General features: G+C 69.5%; 12 protein-coding genes, 1 tRNA gene and 1 pseudogene. 11 read left to right on the top strand and 3 right to left on the bottom strand.

The genetic code is table 11. The annotated features are described in order from the left end of the window. The first annotated feature begins 1 nt into the window (after position 1). Complete coding sequence (locus ACIP79_RS30880) at positions 2-235, top strand: hypothetical protein (protein WP_054231942.1); 234 nt, start codon at positions 2-4, stop codon at positions 233-235. On the opposite strand, the gene ACIP79_RS30875 is transcribed toward ACIP79_RS30880, so the two are convergent. After that, positions 204-1,385 (bottom strand): glycosyltransferase 87 family protein, encoded by a 1,182-nt coding sequence (locus ACIP79_RS30875; RefSeq protein ID WP_401228400.1) that lies wholly within the window; start codon positions 1,383-1,385, stop codon positions 204-206. The genes ACIP79_RS30880 and ACIP79_RS30875 overlap by 32 nt on opposite strands. Positions 1,386-1,532: 147 nt before the next feature. On the opposite strand from ACIP79_RS30875, the gene ACIP79_RS30870 reads away from it, so the two are divergent. Next, positions 1,533-1,605, top strand: a tRNA-Ala gene (locus ACIP79_RS30870). A 49-nt stretch (positions 1,606-1,654) separates the two neighbouring features. On the opposite strand, the gene ACIP79_RS30865 is transcribed toward ACIP79_RS30870, so the two are convergent. Together ACIP79_RS30865 and ACIP79_RS30860 are read right to left on the bottom strand one after the other, a co-directional pair. Beyond that, positions 1,655-3,274, bottom strand: a complete 1,620-nt coding sequence (locus ACIP79_RS30865; protein ID WP_401228398.1) for an NADH-ubiquinone oxidoreductase-F iron-sulfur binding region domain-containing protein — start codon at positions 3,272-3,274, stop codon at positions 1,655-1,657. Continuing rightward, complete coding sequence (locus tag ACIP79_RS30860; RefSeq protein ID WP_383682048.1) at positions 3,271-4,575, bottom strand: cytochrome b/b6 domain-containing protein; 1,305 nt, start codon at positions 4,573-4,575, stop codon at positions 3,271-3,273. Before ACIP79_RS30860 ends, ACIP79_RS30865 begins: the two co-directional genes overlap by 4 nt. 416 nt (positions 4,576-4,991) lie before the next feature. Between ACIP79_RS30860 and leuS the strand changes: the two genes are divergently transcribed. The 9 genes and pseudogenes from leuS (at position 4,992) to ACIP79_RS30815 (ending at position 19,399) form a co-directional block, all read left to right on the top strand. Next, positions 4,992-7,880, top strand: a complete 2,889-nt coding sequence (gene leuS / locus ACIP79_RS30855; RefSeq protein ID WP_401228396.1) for a leucine--tRNA ligase — start codon at positions 4,992-4,994, stop codon at positions 7,878-7,880. 208 nt (positions 7,881-8,088) lie between these two features. After that, positions 8,089-8,820: a hypothetical protein gene (locus ACIP79_RS30850; RefSeq protein WP_401228394.1), complete on the top strand. Its 732-nt coding sequence runs from the start codon at positions 8,089-8,091 to the stop codon at positions 8,818-8,820. Positions 8,821-8,892: 72 nt separating this feature from the next. Beyond that, positions 8,893-9,738: a DegV family protein gene (locus ACIP79_RS30845; protein ID WP_383682052.1), complete on the top strand. Its 846-nt coding sequence runs from the start codon at positions 8,893-8,895 to the stop codon at positions 9,736-9,738. A gap of 170 nt (positions 9,739-9,908) precedes the next feature. Next, on the top strand, positions 9,909-11,192 hold the full coding sequence (locus ACIP79_RS30840; RefSeq protein ID WP_401228392.1) for a helix-hairpin-helix domain-containing protein: 1,284 nt from the start codon (positions 9,909-9,911) through the stop codon (positions 11,190-11,192). A gap of 152 nt (positions 11,193-11,344) precedes the next feature. After that, positions 11,345-13,339 (top strand): annotated as a pseudogene (locus ACIP79_RS30835) (ComEC/Rec2 family competence protein); the annotation flags it as partial. A gap of 117 nt (positions 13,340-13,456) precedes the next feature. Further along, positions 13,457-14,923 (top strand): hypothetical protein, encoded by a 1,467-nt coding sequence (locus ACIP79_RS30830; RefSeq protein ID WP_401228390.1) that lies wholly within the window; start codon positions 13,457-13,459, stop codon positions 14,921-14,923. Positions 14,924-15,024: 101 nt separating this feature from the next. After that, positions 15,025-16,863 (top strand): hypothetical protein, encoded by a 1,839-nt coding sequence (locus ACIP79_RS30825; protein WP_401228389.1) that lies wholly within the window; start codon positions 15,025-15,027, stop codon positions 16,861-16,863. Beyond that, positions 16,860-18,956, top strand: a complete 2,097-nt coding sequence (locus tag ACIP79_RS30820) for an integrase (protein ID WP_401228387.1) — start codon at positions 16,860-16,862, stop codon at positions 18,954-18,956. The genes ACIP79_RS30825 and ACIP79_RS30820 overlap by 4 nt, the downstream gene beginning before the upstream one ends. Further along, positions 18,953-19,399, top strand: coding sequence for a hypothetical protein (locus ACIP79_RS30815; protein ID WP_401228385.1), 447 nt, complete (start codon positions 18,953-18,955; stop codon positions 19,397-19,399). Before ACIP79_RS30820 ends, ACIP79_RS30815 begins: the two co-directional genes overlap by 4 nt. The last annotated feature ends 9 nt before the right edge of the window (positions 19,400-19,408 follow it).

The raw sequence follows: 19,408 nt of genomic DNA, 5'->3' as shown, positions 1-19,408 counted from the left end.
GATGGGTGCGCACAGGCGAAAATGCGATTGGTGCGGCAGTGGTACGCCGATCGTCCGCGACATGGAACCGGTCAACCACGACTACCAGTACTGGTGCGAGGAGTGCGCGCGGGCGCTGATCATAAAAGGCGACCCGATCGAGACGTACCGCGAACTGGAAGGGGAGCCCATCTACGGCCGGCTCCTCGACGAGCACTGCACGCTCAAACGGTTCTACACGTTCGCGACAGCCTGACCCCGGTGAGGACGAGAAAGGCGGAACCGGCTCCTACGTAGAGCGCGGACAACGTCAACTCGACGCCGCTCTGATGCAGTTCGAGCCTGCCGGGGCCGTGCGGCACCCACCACAGCGCGTACGAGAAGAAGACCGGCGCCGTGCAGAGGGCGGCGGTCCGGCAGGTGGCCGCCAGGAGCAGCGTCATCGGTACGCACCACACCCAGTGGTGCGACCACGACACCGGGCTGACCAGCAGAGCGGTCACCGCGCACGCGGCGACCGCCCAGGGCCGCCGCCCGCGCAGCTCGGCGGCCACCGCGAGGCCGAGGCCCCCGGCACCCGCCGCGGCGGCTGTGGCGGCCCACCAGGCACCGGGTTCCGTCGTGTGCAGGAGCCTCGCCAGAACGCCGCGCAGCGACTGGTTCGCGGTGTCCTCGACGAGCCCCACCCGGCTCGCCTCGAAGACCATGCGGGTCCAGAAGCGCCATGAGTCGTACGGCAGGACGGCCGCCGCGAGCAGCGTCGCCCCGGCGAACGTGGCGGCCGCCGTGCCCGCGTGCCGTGACCACGGTCTTCCGGAGCCCCGCCTCAGATACTGCACGAACCCGGTGACCAGCAGGAACACCGCGAAGAGCGCGGGTGTGAGTTTGACCGCCGCCGCGAGCCCGATGCCCGCTCCCGCCCAGCGGTGACCGGGCCTGCGGGACAGGTCCCACAGCACCAGTACGGCGAGCAGCAGATTGATCTGTCCGTACCGCAGGGTCGTCCACACCGGCTCGCACCACACGGCCGCCGCCGAGACCCACCAGACGCTCTCCAGGCGCGCGTGCCCGGCGAGCCGCAGGGAGAGGGCGACGAACGCCACAAGGAGGGCCAGGTTTCCGGCCGTTGCCAGGGTCCGTACGGCCGCCGTGTCCAGCAGTGTCAGTGGGGTGAACAGCAGCGCCGCGAACGGCGGGTAGGTGGTGGGCAGATGGGCCTCGGTCGTGCGCAGGGCGTAGAGGTCGCCGCCGGCACGGACCGTCTCGCCCTCCGCCCGGTACACCATCAGGTCGATCATCGACACGTGCGCCGCCCGCTGCGCGCACCAGAAGGCCGCGAACGACAGCAGACACGCCCCCAGGGCGACGGGCACCCGGTGGGCGGAGGGCGCGGCGATCACGGTCACGAAGGCCGACACTATCCCGCATATCCGTATTGTCCGTACAGCGCGGAATCGATTTGGTGGTGCACCCGGAGGACCGTGTAATGTTGGCGTCGCGCCGGGGAAACCCGGGCAACGCGGTCAGCAGGCGGGTTCGCCGGACGGCTGCGAGGGGCTATAGCTCAGTTGGTAGAGCGCCTGCATGGCATGCAGGAGGTCAGGAGTTCAATTCTCCTTAGCTCCACAGACGTTGAGAGCGGGCCACCCGATCCGGGTGGCCCGCTTCTTCGTGTTCAGCGACCGCTGCCGAGCGCCCGGCGCCCGCGGCCCTGGGAGAGCACGGGGAGGTTGTTGCGCGTCGGGGCGGAGGACCGGTTGTCCTCCTCGAGGCGCAGCGCCAGCGCCGGGCAGCGGCGTACGGCGCGCACGGCCTTCGCCTCCGCGTACCGGGGCACCGAGGCCTGCGCGACGGTGGGGAAGCCGTCGGCGCCCAGTTCGAAGACCTCGGGAAGGATGTCCGCGCACAGGCCGTGGCCGCGGCACAGCGTCCAGTCGACGTAGATCTTCTGGCGGGGGGGACCCGCCTCCAGCTGGTTCTGGCCGCCCGGGATGCCCGTAGGGGTGTGGCCGCTCTCGAAGAGCGGCAGAACGCCTTCCACGGGCCTTCCGCAGCCGTTGCCGAGGACGTGCGCGGCCAGGTCGTCGGTGAAGGCCTTGATCGTCGACTCGATGAACATCGCGGAGCCGTCCGGGTGCGAGCAGGCGCCGCGCCGCTTCACGGCCTTGGCGACCTGCTTCACGGCCTCCAGGGCGGCCGGGCCGCCGCCGTTGAGGATGTCCTCCAGGCCGCGGGCCGCGGCGGGCAGGCCGAGGTAGCAGGGACCGCACTGTCCCGCGCTCTCCTCGGCCAGCCACTGGGCCACTCGCAGCGACTCCCCGAGCGGGCAGGTCTGCTGGGTGATCGGAAGGATCGCGCCGGCGCCGAGTGCGCCGCCCACCGCGTCCAGGTTGTTCCGCGAGACGATCGCCTCGTTGACGGTCGCCGCGTCGAGCCACTTGCCGTGGTATCCGCCGGTCAGCACGCCCTGCGGCATGGGTGGGGCGCCCGCCAGCTGGAGCACGTACCGCAGCGGGACGCCCGTCGGGACCTCGATCACCATGGGGCGGGCGACGGCGCCGGAGACGGTCAGCATGACGGTGCCGGGCTCGTCGTACAGGCCGGTGTTGCGGTAGCGGTCGGGGCCGATGCGGGCGGCGATGGCCAGTTGGGCGAACGTCTCGGCGTTGGAGAGCAGGGTGGGCGCGCCGCCGACGCCGGTCTGGGACGCGCTGACCTTGCGGCCGGGCGGGATGGCCGGGCCGCCGTCGATGGAGCGGATCAGCGAGGCCGCCGCTCCGGTGACCATCCGTACCGGATTGCGCTGCACGCGCGCGCGGAGGGGTGATCCGCGCCGGTTGCTCAGACCGCGCTCGGCCAGCGCGGCCTCCATGGACCGCTGGGTCGATTCACGGGTCACGCCGATCACGAGCGTGCGGGCGCCCATGGCCTCCGCGGCCAGCAGCGCGCCGTCCAGGATGAGGTGCGGGGCACGGTTGATGAGCACCGTGTCCTTGCGGCAGGCGGGTTCGTCCTCACTTCCGTTGACGACCACCACCGGGCGGATGCCCTTCTTGATGGCCGATTCCGCGACGGAACGCAGTTTCTTGGCGAAGGGGAAACCCGCGCCGCCGCGGCCCTTCAGGGAGATCGCTTCGGCGAGGCCCGCGAGTTGCTCGCCGCCCATGGGTTCGAGCGGTCCGTGCACCTTGAGGTGCATCGGTAGATCGAGTCGTTCAACCAGGTCGAAACCCGACGTGAGCTGCGGGAGTCCGACAACGCGGACTTCCGGTACGTCGGGCAGGGCCTCGTTCACTTAAAGCCTCCGGAAGGGGCGTTCCATGATTCGCCAGAGCCGGGAGCGTCGAAGGCGCCCGGCAGTACGTCAGTCGTGGGACCGCTGTCGTACGTGTCGTTGGCGTTGTACGTGCCGTAGGCCTGGTTCGACTCACCGGTGTCGTACACATCACTTGTGCCGTAGCCGTTGGTCACCGAATTGTCATAGACGGGGATGTTGTAACCCGTGTCGTTGAGCGGGTCGTAGGCGGAGGGCGGCGCGGCGCCGACCGGCGGCGGGGAGGGAATGGGCCAACTTCCCGACGTGCTCCCGTTGTCGTAACGCTGGAACGCCTCGGTGGGCTGCATGTCCATCGGCGTCTGGAAGCGTTCGGTCGGGTCGGGGCCCAGAGGGCTCTGGCCGGGCGTGCCGTTGCTCGAGACGGCGCGGTAGGCGGCCGCGAAGCCGTGGGTGCCGGTGGCCGTGTTCGGGTCGTACTGGGCCTCGTACGACTGCGCGGGGGACGCCATGCGCTGTGGGGGCGCGTACGTGTCCTGCGGAGCCTGCCGCGGCGCGAAGCCCGGCAGCGAGTTGCCCGAGGCGGCGGCACGGGATGCCTGCAGGTCCTCGCGGGCGAGGCGGCCACCTGTGTTGTTGTCCCCGATGATCGCGAGGATCCGGTCGGCGATGGCGCGCTTGAAGGGGCCCGAGGAGGAGCGCAACGCCAGCGCGGCGGCCACGAAGACCAGGCAGAGGCTGTAGAGCACGGTGACGTACGTCGCGGCGGGGCGACCCGCGTAGAGGCCGTGCACCAGGGCGGAGCACCAGGCCGGGTAGGCCAGCATGTGCACGGCCCGCCAGCGTGCGGCGACGGGTGCGGGGGACGCGAAGGCGCTGCGCAGCGCACCGGTGATGGCGGTGAAGATCATGAGCAGGCCGGCCAGGGAACCGAAGCCGATGAGCCCGTTGGTGCCGGAAACGCCGAGCCCGAAGGGAACCAGAGCGGCTACCAGAGTCGTGTGGTCCAGTACGAGCTTGACCGAGACGTGCAACAGGAGGAAGGCGACCGAGGACACGGCGGTGGTTCTGTGCACGGCCTGGGCGACCAGTCGCTGGCGGGCGTTCAGGAACAGCCGGTCGGTGGCGACGATCCCCCAGACCACCGAGCAGGTGAGGGCGACCAACGACAGTACGCCGGCGCCGAAGTTGAGGAAGTCGCGCAGGCCGTCACCTCCGACCAGCACGACCATGGGTATGAGCAACAGCGCCGCAGCCGTCAGCGCGCCGTAGGCCGATCGGCCCGGCTGGGGGAGCGAGCTGTTCTTGCGTAGAGGGGTCATGGGGTTACTCCCAAACAGTTCGGGGAAGCGGTCCCGAAGCCGCACTCTAAGTCGAGCCATACCTATCAGCGAGACGTTTGAGTTATTGCGTTGTTATCTAAGGGCCGTGAGGCCCTTGTGTTGTCCCTTAGCGTCCGTTACGCGAAGTAATATTTGAACGTTGTTCAGTTTTTTGTGACGATTCCGTGGAGTGGCACGGGGTGCCAGGCGATCGCCGGAAGCCCGTCGCGGCCCACGCGGGCGCTGCGGTACCCTGACGCCATGCGTGCCGTACGCCTTCTGCTTAGCGAGCCGCGCTGACCAGTCCCGGCCACTGACGAATCGTGGTCGGCATCGGCGCGGCGTCCCCTCCTGTGCGAGGGGTTTTTTCATTTCCTGAGCCGCTGGCAGAGACGATCGATGGAGCTTTGAGGATCATGAGCGAGACGAATACCGCTGCCGCCTCCGAGGTGGCCGCGCCGCACCGCTACACGGCCGCTCTGGCCGCTGACATCGAGGCACGCTGGCAGGACTTCTGGGACGCCGAGGGCACGTACGAGGCGCCGAACCCGACCGGCGACCTGGCGGGCGACGCCGAGCTGGCCGCCAGGCCCAAGAAGTTCATCATGGACATGTTCCCCTACCCCTCCGGTGCGGGGCTGCACGTCGGCCACCCCCTGGGGTACATCGCCACCGACGTGTCGGCCCGCTACCAGCGCATGACGGGCCACAACGTCCTGCACACCCTGGGCTTCGACGCCTTCGGACTGCCCGCCGAGCAGCACGCCGTGTCGACGGGCGAGCACCCTCGGATCACCACCGAAGCGGCCATCAACAACATGAAGTCCCAGCTGCGCGCGCTGGGCCTGGGCCACGACAAGCGCCGGTCGTTCGCCACGATCGACCCGGAGTACTACAAGTGGACCCAGTGGATCTTCCTGCAGATCTTCAACTCCTGGTACGACGACGAGGCCGGCAAGGCCCGTCCGATCGCCGAACTGGTCGCCCGGTTCGAGAGCGGCGAGCGCGTCGTACCGGCTGCTGACGGCTCCACGCGCGCGTGGAGCGAGCTGACCGCCGTCGAGCGTGCCGACGTCCTGAGCGAGTACCGCCTGGCGTACGCCTCCGACGCGCCCGTCAACTGGGCTCCCGGACTGGGCACCGTACTGGCCAACGAGGAGGTCACCGCCGACGGCCGCTCCGAGCGCGGCAACTTCCCCGTCTTCAAGGCCAAGCTGCGCCAGTGGAACATGCGCATCACCGCGTACGCCGACCGGCTCATCGACGACCTGGACGCACTGGACTGGCCCGAGGCCATCAAGCTCCAGCAGCGCAACTGGATCGGCCGCTCCGAGGGCGCCCGCGTCCACTTCCCGATCGACGGCGAGCGCATCACCGTCTTCACCACCCGCCCGGACACCCTGTTCGGCGCGACCTACATGGTGCTGGCGCCCGAGCACGAGCTGGTCGAGAAGTTCATCCCCGAGGCGTGGCCCGAGGGCACGCACGAGGTGTGGACCGGGGGCCACGCGACCCCGGCCGAGGCGGTCGCCGCCTACCGCGCCCAGGCCGCCTCCAAGTCGGACGTCGAGCGGCAGGCCGAGGCCAAGGACAAGACCGGCGTCTTCATCGGCTCGTACGCGACCAACCCGGTCAACGGCGAGCAGGTCCCGGTCTTCATCGCCGACTACGTCCTGATGGGCTACGGCACCGGCGCGATCATGGCCGTGCCCGCGGGCGACCAGCGCGACTTCGAGTTCGCGCGCGCCTTCGAGCTGCCGATCCGCTGTGTCGTCGAGCCGACCGACGGCCGCGGCACCGACACCTCGACCTGGGAGAACGCCTTCGGGTCCTACGACGCGAAGATCATCGACTCCGCCAACGACGAGATCTCCCTGGACGGCCTGGGAGTCGTCGAGGCCAAGGCGCGCATCACCGAGTGGCTGGAGCGCAAGGGGATCGGCGAGGGCACCGTCAACTTCCGGCTGCGCGACTGGCTGTTCAGCCGCCAGCGCTACTGGGGCGAGCCCTTCCCGATCGTCTACGACGAGGACGGCATCGCCCACCCGCTGCCCGAGTCGATGCTGCCGCTGGAGCTGCCCGAGGTCGAGGACTACTCGCCGCGCACCTTCGACCCGGACGACGCCGACACGTCCCCCGAGACCCCGCTGTCCCGCAACCAGGACTGGGTCGACGTCACGCTGGACCTGGGCGACGGCCGCGGCCCGCGGCCCTACCGCCGCGAGACCAACACCATGCCCAACTGGGCCGGTTCCTGCTGGTACGAGCTGCGCTACCTGGACCCGCACAACTCCGAGAAGCTGGTCGACCCGGAGATCGAGCGGTACTGGATGGGCCCGCGCGAGGGCCAGCCGCTGGGCGGCGTCGACCTGTACGTCGGCGGCGCCGAACACGCCGTACTGCACCTGCTGTACGCGCGCTTCTGGTCCAAGGTGCTGTTCGACCTGGGGCACATCTCCTCGTCCGAGCCGTTCCACAAGCTGTTCAACCAGGGCATGATCCAGGCCTACGTCTACCGCGACAGCCGTGGCATCGCGGTGCCCGCGGCCGAGGTGGAGGAGCGCGACGGCGCCTACTGCCACCGGGGCGAGAAGGTCTCCCGGCTGCTGGGCAAGATGGGCAAGTCCCTGAAGAACGCGGTCACTCCGGACGAGATCTGCGCCGAGTACGGGGCGGACACGCTGCGCCTGTACGAGATGGCGATGGGTCCGCTGGACGTGTCGCGGCCGTGGGACACGCGCGCGGTGGTGGGCCAGTACCGGCTGCTCCAGCGGCTGTGGCGCAACATCGTGGACGAGGTCTCCGGCGAGGTCACCGTCGTCGACTCCGAGGCCGACGAGGACACCTTGCGCGCGCTGCACAAGGCGATCGACGGCGTACGCCAGGACCTGGAGGGCATGCGCTTCAACACCGCCATCGCCAAGATCACCGAGCTGAACAACTACCTGACCAAGGCGGGCCGTCCCGTGCCGCGCGCGGTCGCCGAGCCCCTGGTGCTGCTGGTCGCGCCGCTGGCCCCGCACATCGCCGAGGAACTGTGGCGCAAGCTGGGTCACACCGACTCCGTCGTCCACCAGGACTTCCCGGTGGCCGACCCCGCGTACGTCGTGGACGAGGCCGTGACCTGCGTCGTGCAGATCAAGGGCAAGGTCAAGGCGCGCCTGGAGGTCCCGCCGTCGATCTCCGACGAGGAGCTGGAGAAGGTGGCGCTGGCCGACGAGAAGGTCGTCGCCGCGCTGGGCGGCGCGGGTATCCGCAAGGTGATCGTGCGCGCGCCGAAGCTGGTGAACATCGTTCCGGCGTAGCGCGGATCCACCGGTCGTCGGGCGTAGCGCGGATCCACTGGCCGTCCGGCGTAGCGCGGATCCAACGGCCGAAAGTCGACGGGCGCAACTGTCGGGGTAGTCCCCTACGGGCAGGTTCGGGGTTCTTCTGGAACTCCGGGCCTGCCCGTAGCGTTTACCGTTGAGAGTGTCGTGGCCGCTGCCGCGACCGGCCCGGAGGAGGAGCGTGGTGGAAGCCGTGATCACAGTAATCGCCCTGCTCTTCCTGATGTTCGTGGTGCTGGGTGTCTACGCCACGGTGAAGGTGGTCCGTGCAGCCAAGAGAGGCGTGGACCGCACGATCTCCCAGGCCCGCCGCACCGTGGAGGACCACACCCTGCGCGCCAAGACCTTCGCCCAGCCGGGGCCGCTCGGTGAGCTGGCCCAGCTCCGCCTGAAGCTGCGGGCCTCCATGCGGGCCACCCAGGACGCGCTCCACGCGGGCGTGGGGGAGGACGAGTCCCTCAAGGAGTCCCTGGGTCTCTTCGCACGGCTCAGCTCGCACGGGCACGAGCTGGACGCCGAGCTGAAGCGTCTGGAGACCGAGCCCGACCGGCGCACACTCATCACCCTGCTGCCCGGCCTGCGTGAGCGCACCGAGCGGATCACACAGTCGGCGGACTCGCTGCGCTGGGCCGCACGGGACCGGGCCCGACGCTTCGCGGACGACGACCTGGACACGCTGAGCGCCCAGATAGACGTCGAGGCCGGCGCGCTGCGGCACTGGACCACGGAGCCCGAGGCCACGGCGTCGTGGCCCGAGGCACCGGCTCAGGACGCGGCCTCCACCGGCGGCCAGACCTGGCCCGAGAGCCCGGAATCCCGTACGGCGGAGGAGCCGACCCGTCCCTCCATCACCCCGCCGGGACCGCGGCCCGTCTACCCCTGGCAGAAGAAGCCCCGCCCCGAGAGCACCACTTGATCCGGCCGCGGCAGCCGCAAGCGGGAGGGGCCGGGCTGCCGACCGGGTGCCCCGGCAGGTAACCTCCAGCTCATGTCCCGCCATGTCGCGATCGTCACCGATTCAACGGCCTACCTGCCGACGCGGACGATGGAGGACCACGGCATCACAGCGGTTCCGCTGACCGTGGTCCTGGGCGACCGGGCCTTCGAGGAGGGCACCGAGATCTCGGCCCGCTCCCTGGCCGAGGCACTGCAGAAGCGGCGCTCCGTCACCACGTCACGGCCCAGCCCCGAGGTCTTCGCCGCGACCTATCGCAAGGTCGCCGAGTCGGGCGCCACCGGCATCGTCTCCCTCCACCTGTCGTCCGAGTTCTCGGGCACGTACGACGCCGCGGTCCTCGCCGCCAAGGAGGCTCCGGTGCCCGTACGCGTGGTGGACACCGGCATGGTCGCGATGGCACTCGGCTTCTGCGCACTGGCCGCGGCCGAGTCCGCGGAGGCGGGGGGCACGATCGACGAGGCGGTCACCGCAGCGGAGAAACGGGCCGCGGGCACCTCCGCCTACTTCTACGTCGACACTCTGGACTATCTGCGCCGCGGCGGCCGGATCGGAGCCGCGCAGGCACTGCTGGGCTCCGCGCTCGCGGTGAAGCCGCTGTTGCAACTGGACGGCGGGCGTATCGAACTTCTGGAGAAGGTGCGGACGGCGTCCAAGGCGATCGCCCGTCTGGAGGAGATCGTCGCCGACCGTGCGGGCGGTGCCCAGGTCGACATCGCCGTGCACCACCTCGCCGCACCGGACCGGGCCCTTGTCCTCTCGGACCGGTTGCGGGCGCGGGTGCCCGGTCTCGCGGATCTGCATGTCAGCGAGGTCGGCGCGGTGATCGGTGCGCATACGGGGCCTGGGCTGTTGGGGGCGGTTGTTTCGCCTCGATGAGGCGGGTGGGGCGGGGCGGCCTGTGGGACGGGTCGGGCTGGTGGTCTTCTCTGGGGCGAGTGCGGCGGATGGGGCTCGTGTGGGTGGTGGAGTTATCCACAACCGGGTGGTAGTCCCCGGGAATTGAGCAAGATCATCGCGGGGTGGCCGAGGTGCTGGATCCTCGCCGCATGACACTTCGATCACGTTCACGCACAGCCACTCCGACCAGCGGTCCGGGCCGCGGGCCCGCCTCCGACGGCCGCACCCGCGATGCCCGTCACCACCGCCGTGACCATCCCCGAAGCCGTGCCCGGCGCCGTGAGGCGTCGGCCGAGGCGCTCCGCCTGCGCGCGGAGGCGCTCTTCGCCGAGAGGACCGGCGAGCGGCGGGAGTCGGGGAGCGGGAGGAGGGACGGGCCTTCGGGGGCGGAGGACTGGGATGTGGGGGACGGCCTTCCAGGAGCCAGGACGCCCGAGGGGGTGGGCGTCGCCGAGGTGTGGGGGCGGGAGGGGAGCGGGGCGGTTGGTCCACCTCGCGCTGACGGGCTCCGGGGGAGTCCGGTGAGCCGGGCGCGGGAGGGTGATTCTTCTCGGTTGGGCAGGGAGGGTGATTCTTCTCGGTCGGGCTGGGCGGTCGATCGTGATGGTTCAGGCGACGGTGCTGGTGCTGACATCGGCGTGGGCGGCGATGCCGCTACCGACGGGGTGGTCGGGGGATGGCGGGATCGGGCGGGGCCTGCCGTGCGGGAGCGGATGCCGCTGTGGTTGCAGTCGAGGTGTGGCCTTGAGCGCAGAAGCGTGGTCGCGCTCACGGTCCTCCTCGTCGTCGCCTCGGTCTTCGCCGTGCAGCACTTCTGGACCGGCCGGACCCAGTCGGTGCGGGCTCCAGAGGTGGTACGGGCGGCTGGACAGTTCGGCGAACCCGCCGGACAGGCGAAGCAGCAGGAATTGACTCCGGGCGCCTCGGTTGGGTCACCCGGCCCGGTCGGCGCGGTTGGGCCCCCGCTCGTGGTGGACGTCAGTGGCAAGGTGCGCAGCCCCGGGCTCCAACGCCTGCCGGCCGGCTCCCGAGTGGAGGACGCGCTGAAAGCCGCGGGCGGAGTGCGTTCCGGCACGAGTACCGACGGACTCAACCGCGCCCGCCTCCTCGTGGACGGCGAACAGATCGTCGTCGGCGCGCCCGCGCTCGCCGGGGGAACCGGTTCGAGCGGAGTGGGTGCCGGCGCGTCCGTCGGCGGTGGTTCTGCTGGTGGTGCGTCCGTGGGCGGTGCCGCTCCGGCCGCTCCTGTTTCGCTCAACACCGCCACCGTGGAGCAACTCGACAGCCTCCCCGGCGTCGGTCCGGTCCTGGCGCAGCACATCATCGACTATCGCGTTCAGAACGGCGGGTTCCGATCGGTCGAAGAGCTTCGCGAGGTCAATGGGATCGGGGACCGCCGGTTCGCCGATCTGCGGAATCTGGTGCGGCCGTGAACGGGGGGAGGGCGGTAGGCCCCAGCCCGGGTGCGGGTGCGGGTGCGGGTGGGGGTGGGGGTGCGGGCGTGCGCGTGCGTGCGGGCGTTGGGTCTGGGGGCGGGCGCGCCAGGGTCGACGGGGCTGACGTCGGCGTCGTGGATCGACGGTCGGTGCATGTTGCCGCGGGCAGTCGGCTGGGAGCCTCGAATCCTCGGGAGGAAGGGCCGGCGGATCTACGGCTCGTGCCGCCCGCGCTCGCCGCCTGGGCCACGGCTGCGGTGACTCTTGGAGGACCGCCCGGGTGGGTCGCGGGCATGGCGGTGTTCTGCCTGGTGGTGGGCGGGACTCTGCTGATGGCGAGGCGAAGGGGCGTGCGCACCCAGGAGGACCGTGCGAGACGCCGGTTCGGTGAAGGGCCGGCGGGAGGCCGGCATGGTGGGCAGCGAGGAGCGCTTCCGTTCGTCGGCGGCCACCGGAGGGATCGTTCGCGTACGTGGCCCCGGGTCTCCGTCGCCGCCGTCCTGCTCTGCGCCGGCGCGGCTGCCGCTTCCGCGGGGTTGCACGGGGCCGACCTGCTCCGGGGGCCCGTTCCCGACCTGGCACGGCAGTACGCGCAGGTGAACGTCGAGGTCGAGGTCACCTCCGATCCGCGGCTCACGCGGCCCCGGATCAACGGAGACCGCGCGGCTCCGACAGCCGTCCTGCTCGACGCGGAGGTTCGGCGGGTGAGGCGGGCGGACGGGACCGACGTGGTGACGCGAACGCCCGTGCTGATGATCGTCGACGCACCCACGGCAAGAGGCTCGCCCCCAGGGGCCGTTGAGCGTTCACCCTGGCTGTCGGTGCTGCCGTCCACGCGGTTGCGGGTGGCCGCCAGGCTCGCGCCCGCCCTGTCGGGTGGAGACGAGATCGCGGCGGTGCTGCGAGTACGGGGGAGTGCGCTCCCTCGGATCGTGGGGGAGCCGTCCGGCCCGCAGCGATTCGCGGGCGAACTGCGAGAAGGTCTGCGGGAGGCGAGCGACGGGCTGGACGCGGACGCGCGGGCGCTGCTGCCGGGCCTGGTCGTCGGAGACACCTCACGGGTCACACCGGAGCTGGACGACGCGTTCAAGGCGACGGATCTCACGCACTTGCTCGCCGTGTCCGGGGGCAACTTCACCATCCTGCTGGCCCTGTTCATCGGGCCGCCCGGACTTGCCCAGCGTGTCGAGCGGCGTGGTCTCGCACCGCGGCTCGGTGTCCCGCTACGGGCCACCGCACTGCTCGGTGGCGCGCTCACGCTCGGCTTCGTGATCGTCTGCCGGCCCGACCCGAGTGTGTTGCGGGCCGCGGCCTGCGGATCGATCGCGCTGCTCGCCATCGCCACCGGGCGCCGCCGGTCGCTGATCCCGGCGCTGGCCACCGCTGTCCTGTTGCTGGTGCTGTACGACCCCTGGTTGTCCCGCAGTTACGGATTCGTGCTCTCCGTCCTGGCTACCGGTGCGCTGCTCACCCTGGCCCCGCGGTGGAGCGCCGCGCTCCGGAGACGGCGGGTGCCACCGCGGCTGGCCGAGGCGCTTGCCGCCGCCGGCGCGGCACAGGCGGTGTGCGCGCCGGTCGTCGCGGTCCTTTCGGCCCGCGTGAGTCTGGTGGCGGTGCCGTGCAATCTCCTCGCGGAGTTCGCGGTCGCGCCGGCCACGGTGCTGGGTTTCGCGACGCTGGCGACGGCCTCGGTGGCGTTGCCCGTGGCCAAGGCCGCGGCGTGGTGCGCGAGTTGGCCCGTGCAGTGGATCGCGGACATCGCTCGAGCGGGTGCGGCGATGCCCGGCGGGGGAGTGGACTGGCCGGGCACTTGGACGGGGGCGCTGCTGCTCGCCCTGGTGGCGGTGGCCGTGGTGTTCGTCGGGCGACGGCTGCTGAGCCATCCGTGGCTGGCCGGAGCCTGCGGAGCGCTGTTCCTGTTGGTCGTGGCGCAGCCGCCGCCACTCACCAGGGTGATCACCGGCTGGCCCCCGCCCGGCTGGCGGATGGCGATGTGCGACGTGGGACAGGGAGACGCCACGGTGCTGGCGGCGGGTGACGGCACCGCCGTGGTGGTGGACGCCGGGCCCGACCCGGTGCTGGTCGACCGATGCCTGAGCGCACTCGGCGTCACCCGGATCCCGCTGGTCGTGCTCACGCACTTCTTCTTTCCGCTGTTCAGAACTGTCTCATGAGACCTGTGGTTCAGTCTCGATTCGTCGTGGCGGTACGAGACAGGTGAGCTGACGAGAGTTCTCTGAGGTCCCTGGGGAGGAGCAAGTGTGGACCTTGCCTTTGTGCAGTCCGATCTGCTGGAGAGGTACCTGGACACAGATGTGATCTCCGCGGCGGAGGTCACCGCGTTGTTGGAACGGCGGGGTGTCCTCGACGGGACGCCGGTGTACCTCGATGAGGAGACGCAGATGCCGGTCCCGCCGCTGTGTGAGTTCGGCAGGTATCTTTCGACGTCCTTGCTGGCTGAGACCACGCTGAAGGACTACGGGCGGGTGATTGGCCGGCTCGATGACCATCTCGCTGCCCTGGACAGCGATGTGCTCTCGGCGACGGAGACTGATCTCGTTTCGTATCGTGGCCATCGGACCCAGCGGCAGAAGAAGCCGGTTGGCGGGGCGGTCTGGAGTCGGGAGTCGTTTGTCCTGGACGACTTCTACGGCTTCCTCGTCGACCGGAAGATCTTGCTGAACCGCCCGGCGCGGGTGGCCGCACGGGGACGCAATGCGTTGGCGCCACGGGTCCGCGCGGGCATGGACATCCGGCATCTGACGTTCGAGCAGTACCGGTACCTCCGGGACGTTGGGCTGGGTGGGCAACTGCCCAACTCCCAGGTGGACAGGACCTTCCGCGGATGGTCACCGCTGCGCGGCCGCGCCGGCTCGGACATCGCCCTGGGGTCGGGGATGCGGTGGCGTGAGTGGGCGACCGTGTTGTTGCCCGAGATCGGCCTGTGGCCCGGATTGTCAGGCGGAGGTGCGGAGTTCCAGCTCCAGGCCTGCGCGAAGTACGGCAAAGCCCGCACGGTCTACGTCCCCGAGGACGCCGCGGCATCCGCTGATCTGTTCTGTGTGCTCGAGCGCCCCGACATCGTCCGCCGGGCGGCCCGGGGCCTGGAGCGCAAGGCCCGTGACCTCTTCGTCGTCAGTGAGGTCGACGTCGCGGGTGGTCGGGTGAAGGGTGTCCTGGACGGTGTCGTGCGCGAGTACGAGATGTCGGCGATGGACGCCAAGCTGCGGCGGATCACGGTCTATGAGGGCGAGTTCGGCCTGGAGGCTCTGACCTTGTTCGTCTGCCGCGGAGGCCTGATGCCGGGGGCGGACGCCTGGAAGAGCTACCGCCACCGGGCATGGGCACGCATGACAGCCCTCGCCGACCACACCACGCCGCTCCTGCCGACTCGGCGCTGGAGGTGGCACGACCTACGGCACACCTACGCTTTGCGGCTTTTGACCTATCTGGAGAACTTGATGGACGGCGAGGAGCCGGATCTCAAGGCTCGCCGTCGCCGGCACCGTTCGTACTTGACCGGGCACATCCGGCACAACCCGCTGCTGATCGTCAGCCGCAGACTCGGTCATGCGAGCCCGGAAACGACCTACGAGTACCTCCAGTACACGGATGACCTGATCAACGAGTTCGAGGCCGCGTTCAACGGCTGGGTGGGCGACGGTGAGGCGACCTACGCAGAGATCGCCTCGCACGTCCTGTCCGGAGCGAACGGGGACCGCCGATGACCAGGCCAAACAGGAAGGTGAAAAGCCGGAAGGCCGAGGAACGTGCTCGGCTTCTTGCCGCGCTGGCGAACCCGGTCCCACCAGGAGGAACAGGACCCAGAGTGGTACAGCTCCCCGGGCACCTCGCGGCGCTGGATCCGGCGGACTACCGCTGCTCGCTGCTGGCTTTGCAACTCGCGGACGAGTGGGTCGAGTACGTCGCCGCCACCGAGATCGGGTCCCAGGCGAAGAACTACAGGCACGCGATCGACCACCTCTGCAAGTACGTGGACAAGGTGCTCGGCGCGGAAGCCGCCGGAGCGAGCCTGGCCGATCCGAGTCTCTTCGACACGCTGGTGAAGTGGGAGCTGTCCCTGCCCGAGGAGTACGACGACGGCTCGACCAGGCCTGGTTTGCTGGCCTCTTCCTTGCGTGTGCTGGTGATCCGCCGGGACGACCATGGCGAGCGGACGGTCGCTGCGGATCTGGCCCGGCTCGCCCGTGGCCCCGCGCTCCTGGGCAGCGGGGAGAGCAAGGAGCGGGACGAGTTCACCCGCAAGGAAAAGCTGGCCATGGTCCGGGCCGCCTGGACGAGCGCGCATGCCACCCGCAAGCGCATCGAGGGGAGCTGGGCTCTCGCAGCACAGGGACGTCATCCGGATCAGGGCAGCTGGACCAGCATCGCCGACCTGCTCTGGGGACTGGCCCACGAAGAGATCACTGTCGAGGACATCCGTCGGTGTGTGCCTCTGTCACGCGAATGGCCGCTGGATCTGCTGGAACTCGCTGCCGGACCGGGGCGGATGCCCAGGCCTTCGACCGCACGCATGCAGCTGGCGCGCAGGCTGGTCGCACGGTTGTATCCCACCGCCCTCGACCTGCACGCGTTCCGCGTCCTGCTGATGGACGCCACCGGCCACACCTCCGAAGAGGTCACCAGCTTCGGCGAGGCGGGAGTGGAGTTCTTACCCAAAGGGGTCCGGCTGACCCTGCTCAAGCACCGAGCCGAGCGGCTGCGGCACCGGGCCTTTCGCGACCAGAGCCCGCCCGAGCCCCGGGCCCCGGATGACGAGGACGACAGTGGAGAGCTCACCGTGAACTGGCCCCGGCGCGAGGCCAGCGAGGTGGTCCGACAACTCATGGATCTCACGGCCCGGGCCCGAGCCAAAGCCCCGCATGTCACCGACACGCTCTTCATCAACGCCGCCGTCCGAAACGACCGCACCATCGTGTTCAACCGGTGGGACCCCGGCCAGGGCAGAACACAGTTCCGCCACTGGCTGGACGCCATGGACGTCAAGGTCAAAGGCGACCGGCACATCGGGCGCCTGCGCAAATCGACCAAGGTCGAGAAAGCCATCGTCACCGAGGGCCGCATCGATGCCGCCGCGGACGACCACACCGAAGAGACCTTCGCCGGCCACTATGCCCAGGGCACCACACTGCGGATCATGTCCGGTCGGACGATCACCACAGCTCAGCAGCACTGGTTCGACCAGGCACTCGAACGCATCGACGGGCCCACCGTCGTCACCGGAGCCGAGGACATCGACCAGGGCCGACTCGAAGAGGCCGGCCTGACCTCGGAGGAAGCCGAGGGCATCATGGCCGGCCAGCTCGACATGGGCGTCTCTCACTGCAAGAACCCCTACCAGGGCCCCTACAGCCGCCCAGGCGAACTCTGCGCCGTCGCACCGCTGCGCTGCCTGGAATGCCGCAACGCCTGGATTCTCCCTACCAACCTGCCTCAACTCCTGCTATTCAAAGCGCATTTGGAGCGACTTCGTACTCTCCTGGCGCCTCAAGCCTTCGGCCGGCTCTGGGGGCAGAGCTGGGTGAACCTGAAGGCCGTCCTGCATGACCGAACTTCCGAGGAACTCGCTCAGGCCCGCAAGCACATCGAGGCCGGCGAGGCAGTTCTGGACCTGCCGCTGGCCGCCCACACGGAGTTCGACGGATGATCCTTTCCCTGCCCCAGCAGCGGTGCCCATCCCTGTTCCCGCACGACGAGCCGGTCGTCCAAGGCCGCCCGCTCCTGCCCGCGGCTCGCGAACCGGGGGCCTACCTCCCCAGGTTCGGCGACACCACCTTCTGGGACTTCAACGGGGTGCTCAAGCGGCCCGCCAACGTCAACGCCACTGACTGGAAGGTCAACTTCAGCCTGGAGCTCGAGGACCCGTACTGGAATCTGCTGGCGCGAGAGCTGCTGATGCTCCTCTGCAATCAGCGTCACCCCGTGGTCCTCAAGCGCGGCGTCGTTCTCGACGGCTCGGCCAACCCCCGCACGCTGAATCACATCGCCTCGCGTTTGCGGACCATGGCTCGCTGGGCCCACAAAAACGGGCTCCCGCCACATCCGGACAGATGGACGGTCGAGAACTTGCGGCAACGCATCACGGATATGCCGGCCGAAGGCTCCTCTCCGGACTCGATCAAGAACCACGTGAGCACCCTGAAGAACTTGGCGGCGGCCACGCCTGGCCTGAGTCTGCCCTGGCCGGAGGGTGATCCATGGCCAGGCCAGAGCGCCCGCCAGGTCGTCGAGCTCGCAGCCAAGCGAACCCTCGCCACTCCCACCGTTCCCCCGAAGACCTGGTTTCCGCTGATCCGCGCGGCCTGGGCCTACATCCACGACTTCGCGCCCGATGTCCTGCGCACCGACGGCAGACTCCGCCAGCTCAGAGCAGCCCCCCGGACGTCGGTCGTCGGCATCGACGAGCAGCTTGAAGAGTGGCTCGCCGACCCCTCGAACAAGATCCCCATCCACGCCGAGTCCCTGGACGGACAGACCCCCGAGCCGCAGTGGGCACTGCTGATGCTCCTCCTCGGCTACGAGAGCGACTGCAGCTCTGCGATGCTCAGTGGTGGCAGCCCGGCGCGGGAACGCCGACGCACCCTGATCCTGGACGCGGTCGCCGAGGGCCGGATCACAACCCAGGCGCTGAGCGGAGAACTGGTACAGGTCACCCGCCCGGATGGCATCACGGGGCCGTGGCACCCTGGCATCGACACACGCGCCCTGTTCGACTTGAAGACGGCGCTTCGTGACGCGGCATTCACCCTGGTCGTGGGCTTGTCAATGATGCGCGACTCGGAAATCCACGAGATCTTGCGGGACCCCGTCGTCGAGCACTACAGCACCCCCGCCATCTCCTCCACGAAGATCAAAGGCACCACCGACCGCCCAGGCAAGCATTGGTGGATCGCCGAACCTCTCGTCGAGGCCCTCGCGGTCGCTGAGGCCGTCTCGCTCCACCCTGAACGCGTCTTCGCTCCCGTCCACGCCAACAAGCAGGACGGCACCGTCCCCGGTGTCAGCATGCTGAAGGCGTTCGTGACGTTCGTGAACGCCAACCGAGCCTGGACCGGACTCGACGAAATCCCCGTCACCTACATCCGACCGCATATGTTCCGCAAGACGATGGCGATGCTCACCGACCAGTTCCCCGGCTCCGAAATCGCCACCGGCATCCAGCTCAAGCACCTCGCCACCCGCGCGCTGGCCAACGCCACCACCCGCGGCTACGCGGCCTCCGACAAGGAGTGGGCCAAATACCTCCAAGACGCCCTCGACAGCGTCAAGTTCCGCAAGATCAAAGACCTCTACGAACGCCACACCGCAGGCGAGGAGATCGGCTTCGGAGCCGGCGCCGAACGCGTCAAGGACGCCTTCGACCAGATCACCGCCACCGTCAAGGCCCGCAACGGCGACGCCCGCACCGCCGACACCCTTCTGCGAACAACCCGGATCCACATCCGCTTCGGCATGCTCAACAACTGCACCGCCGACCACACCAACCCCGTCGGCGCCGTCTGCCTTGAGAACGCAATCATCCCCGAAGGGCACACCGGGCCACTCGACGAACGCTGCCGGCCAGACCGATGCGCCAACAGCATGATCGGCCCCGAGCACCTGCCGATCTACGACTCCCACCAGCGCAAACAGCTGGAGATCATCAACAACCCCTCCATCCCCACCTGCCGTCGGGACCTCGCCGAACGCGAACTGGACATCACCCGCAATGTCATTTCGATGGCGAGCGAAGCCCAGTGACCGACGCCGCTGCCACTCCCGAAGACGAGGTCAGCCCCAAGACCGCCGCATCGCTGCGGGCAGCGATGACCCGGCTCTTCGAAGGCCGCCCCCAACGAACAGACGGCCGCCTCACCAAGGAGAACCTTTACAGAGAAGCCCAGGTCAGCCGCGCGACCATGAACCGCGCGCACGCCATCCTCGCCGAGTGGGACGCCCATATCACCGACAACGGAAAGACCACGCCCGGCGAGGCCAAACGCGACGCGACCATCGCCGACCTCAAGAAACGCCTGACCAAGAAGACCCAGGAATGCACGCTCCTGGAGAACAAACTCAAGGCCGCCCACACCGCGATCGCCGCCCTCTTCCACGACAACGAAGCCCTCCGGCAGCAGCTCGACAGGGGCGTCTCAACCACCGTCACGCCCATCCGCCTCCGCGGCCCCCGCCAAAGCCGCTAACCCCCTGAT

Source organism: Streptomyces sp. NPDC088747, assembly GCF_044751025.1.
In the GTDB taxonomy this organism is placed as follows: domain Bacteria; phylum Actinomycetota; class Actinomycetes; order Streptomycetales; family Streptomycetaceae; genus Streptomyces.
The sequence above is the reverse complement of the archived record's forward strand: the minus strand, read 5'-3'. Positions and strand labels throughout refer to the sequence as shown.

Coding starts and splice junctions, on each gene's coding strand:
- ACIP79_RS30880 (WP_054231942.1), top strand. CDS start 2: ATGGGTGCGCACAGGCGAAAATGCGATTGGTGCGGCAGTGGTACGCCG.
- ACIP79_RS30845 (WP_383682052.1), top strand. CDS start 8,893: ATGTCCCGCCATGTCGCGATCGTCACCGATTCAACGGCCTACCTGCCG.
- ACIP79_RS30860 (WP_383682048.1), bottom strand. CDS start 4,575: ATGACCCCTCTACGCAAGAACAGCTCGCTCCCCCAGCCGGGCCGATCG.
- leuS (WP_401228396.1), top strand. CDS start 4,992: ATGAGCGAGACGAATACCGCTGCCGCCTCCGAGGTGGCCGCGCCGCAC.
- ACIP79_RS30820 (WP_401228387.1), top strand. CDS start 16,860: ATGATCCTTTCCCTGCCCCAGCAGCGGTGCCCATCCCTGTTCCCGCAC.
- ACIP79_RS30840 (WP_401228392.1), top strand. CDS start 9,909: ATGACACTTCGATCACGTTCACGCACAGCCACTCCGACCAGCGGTCCG.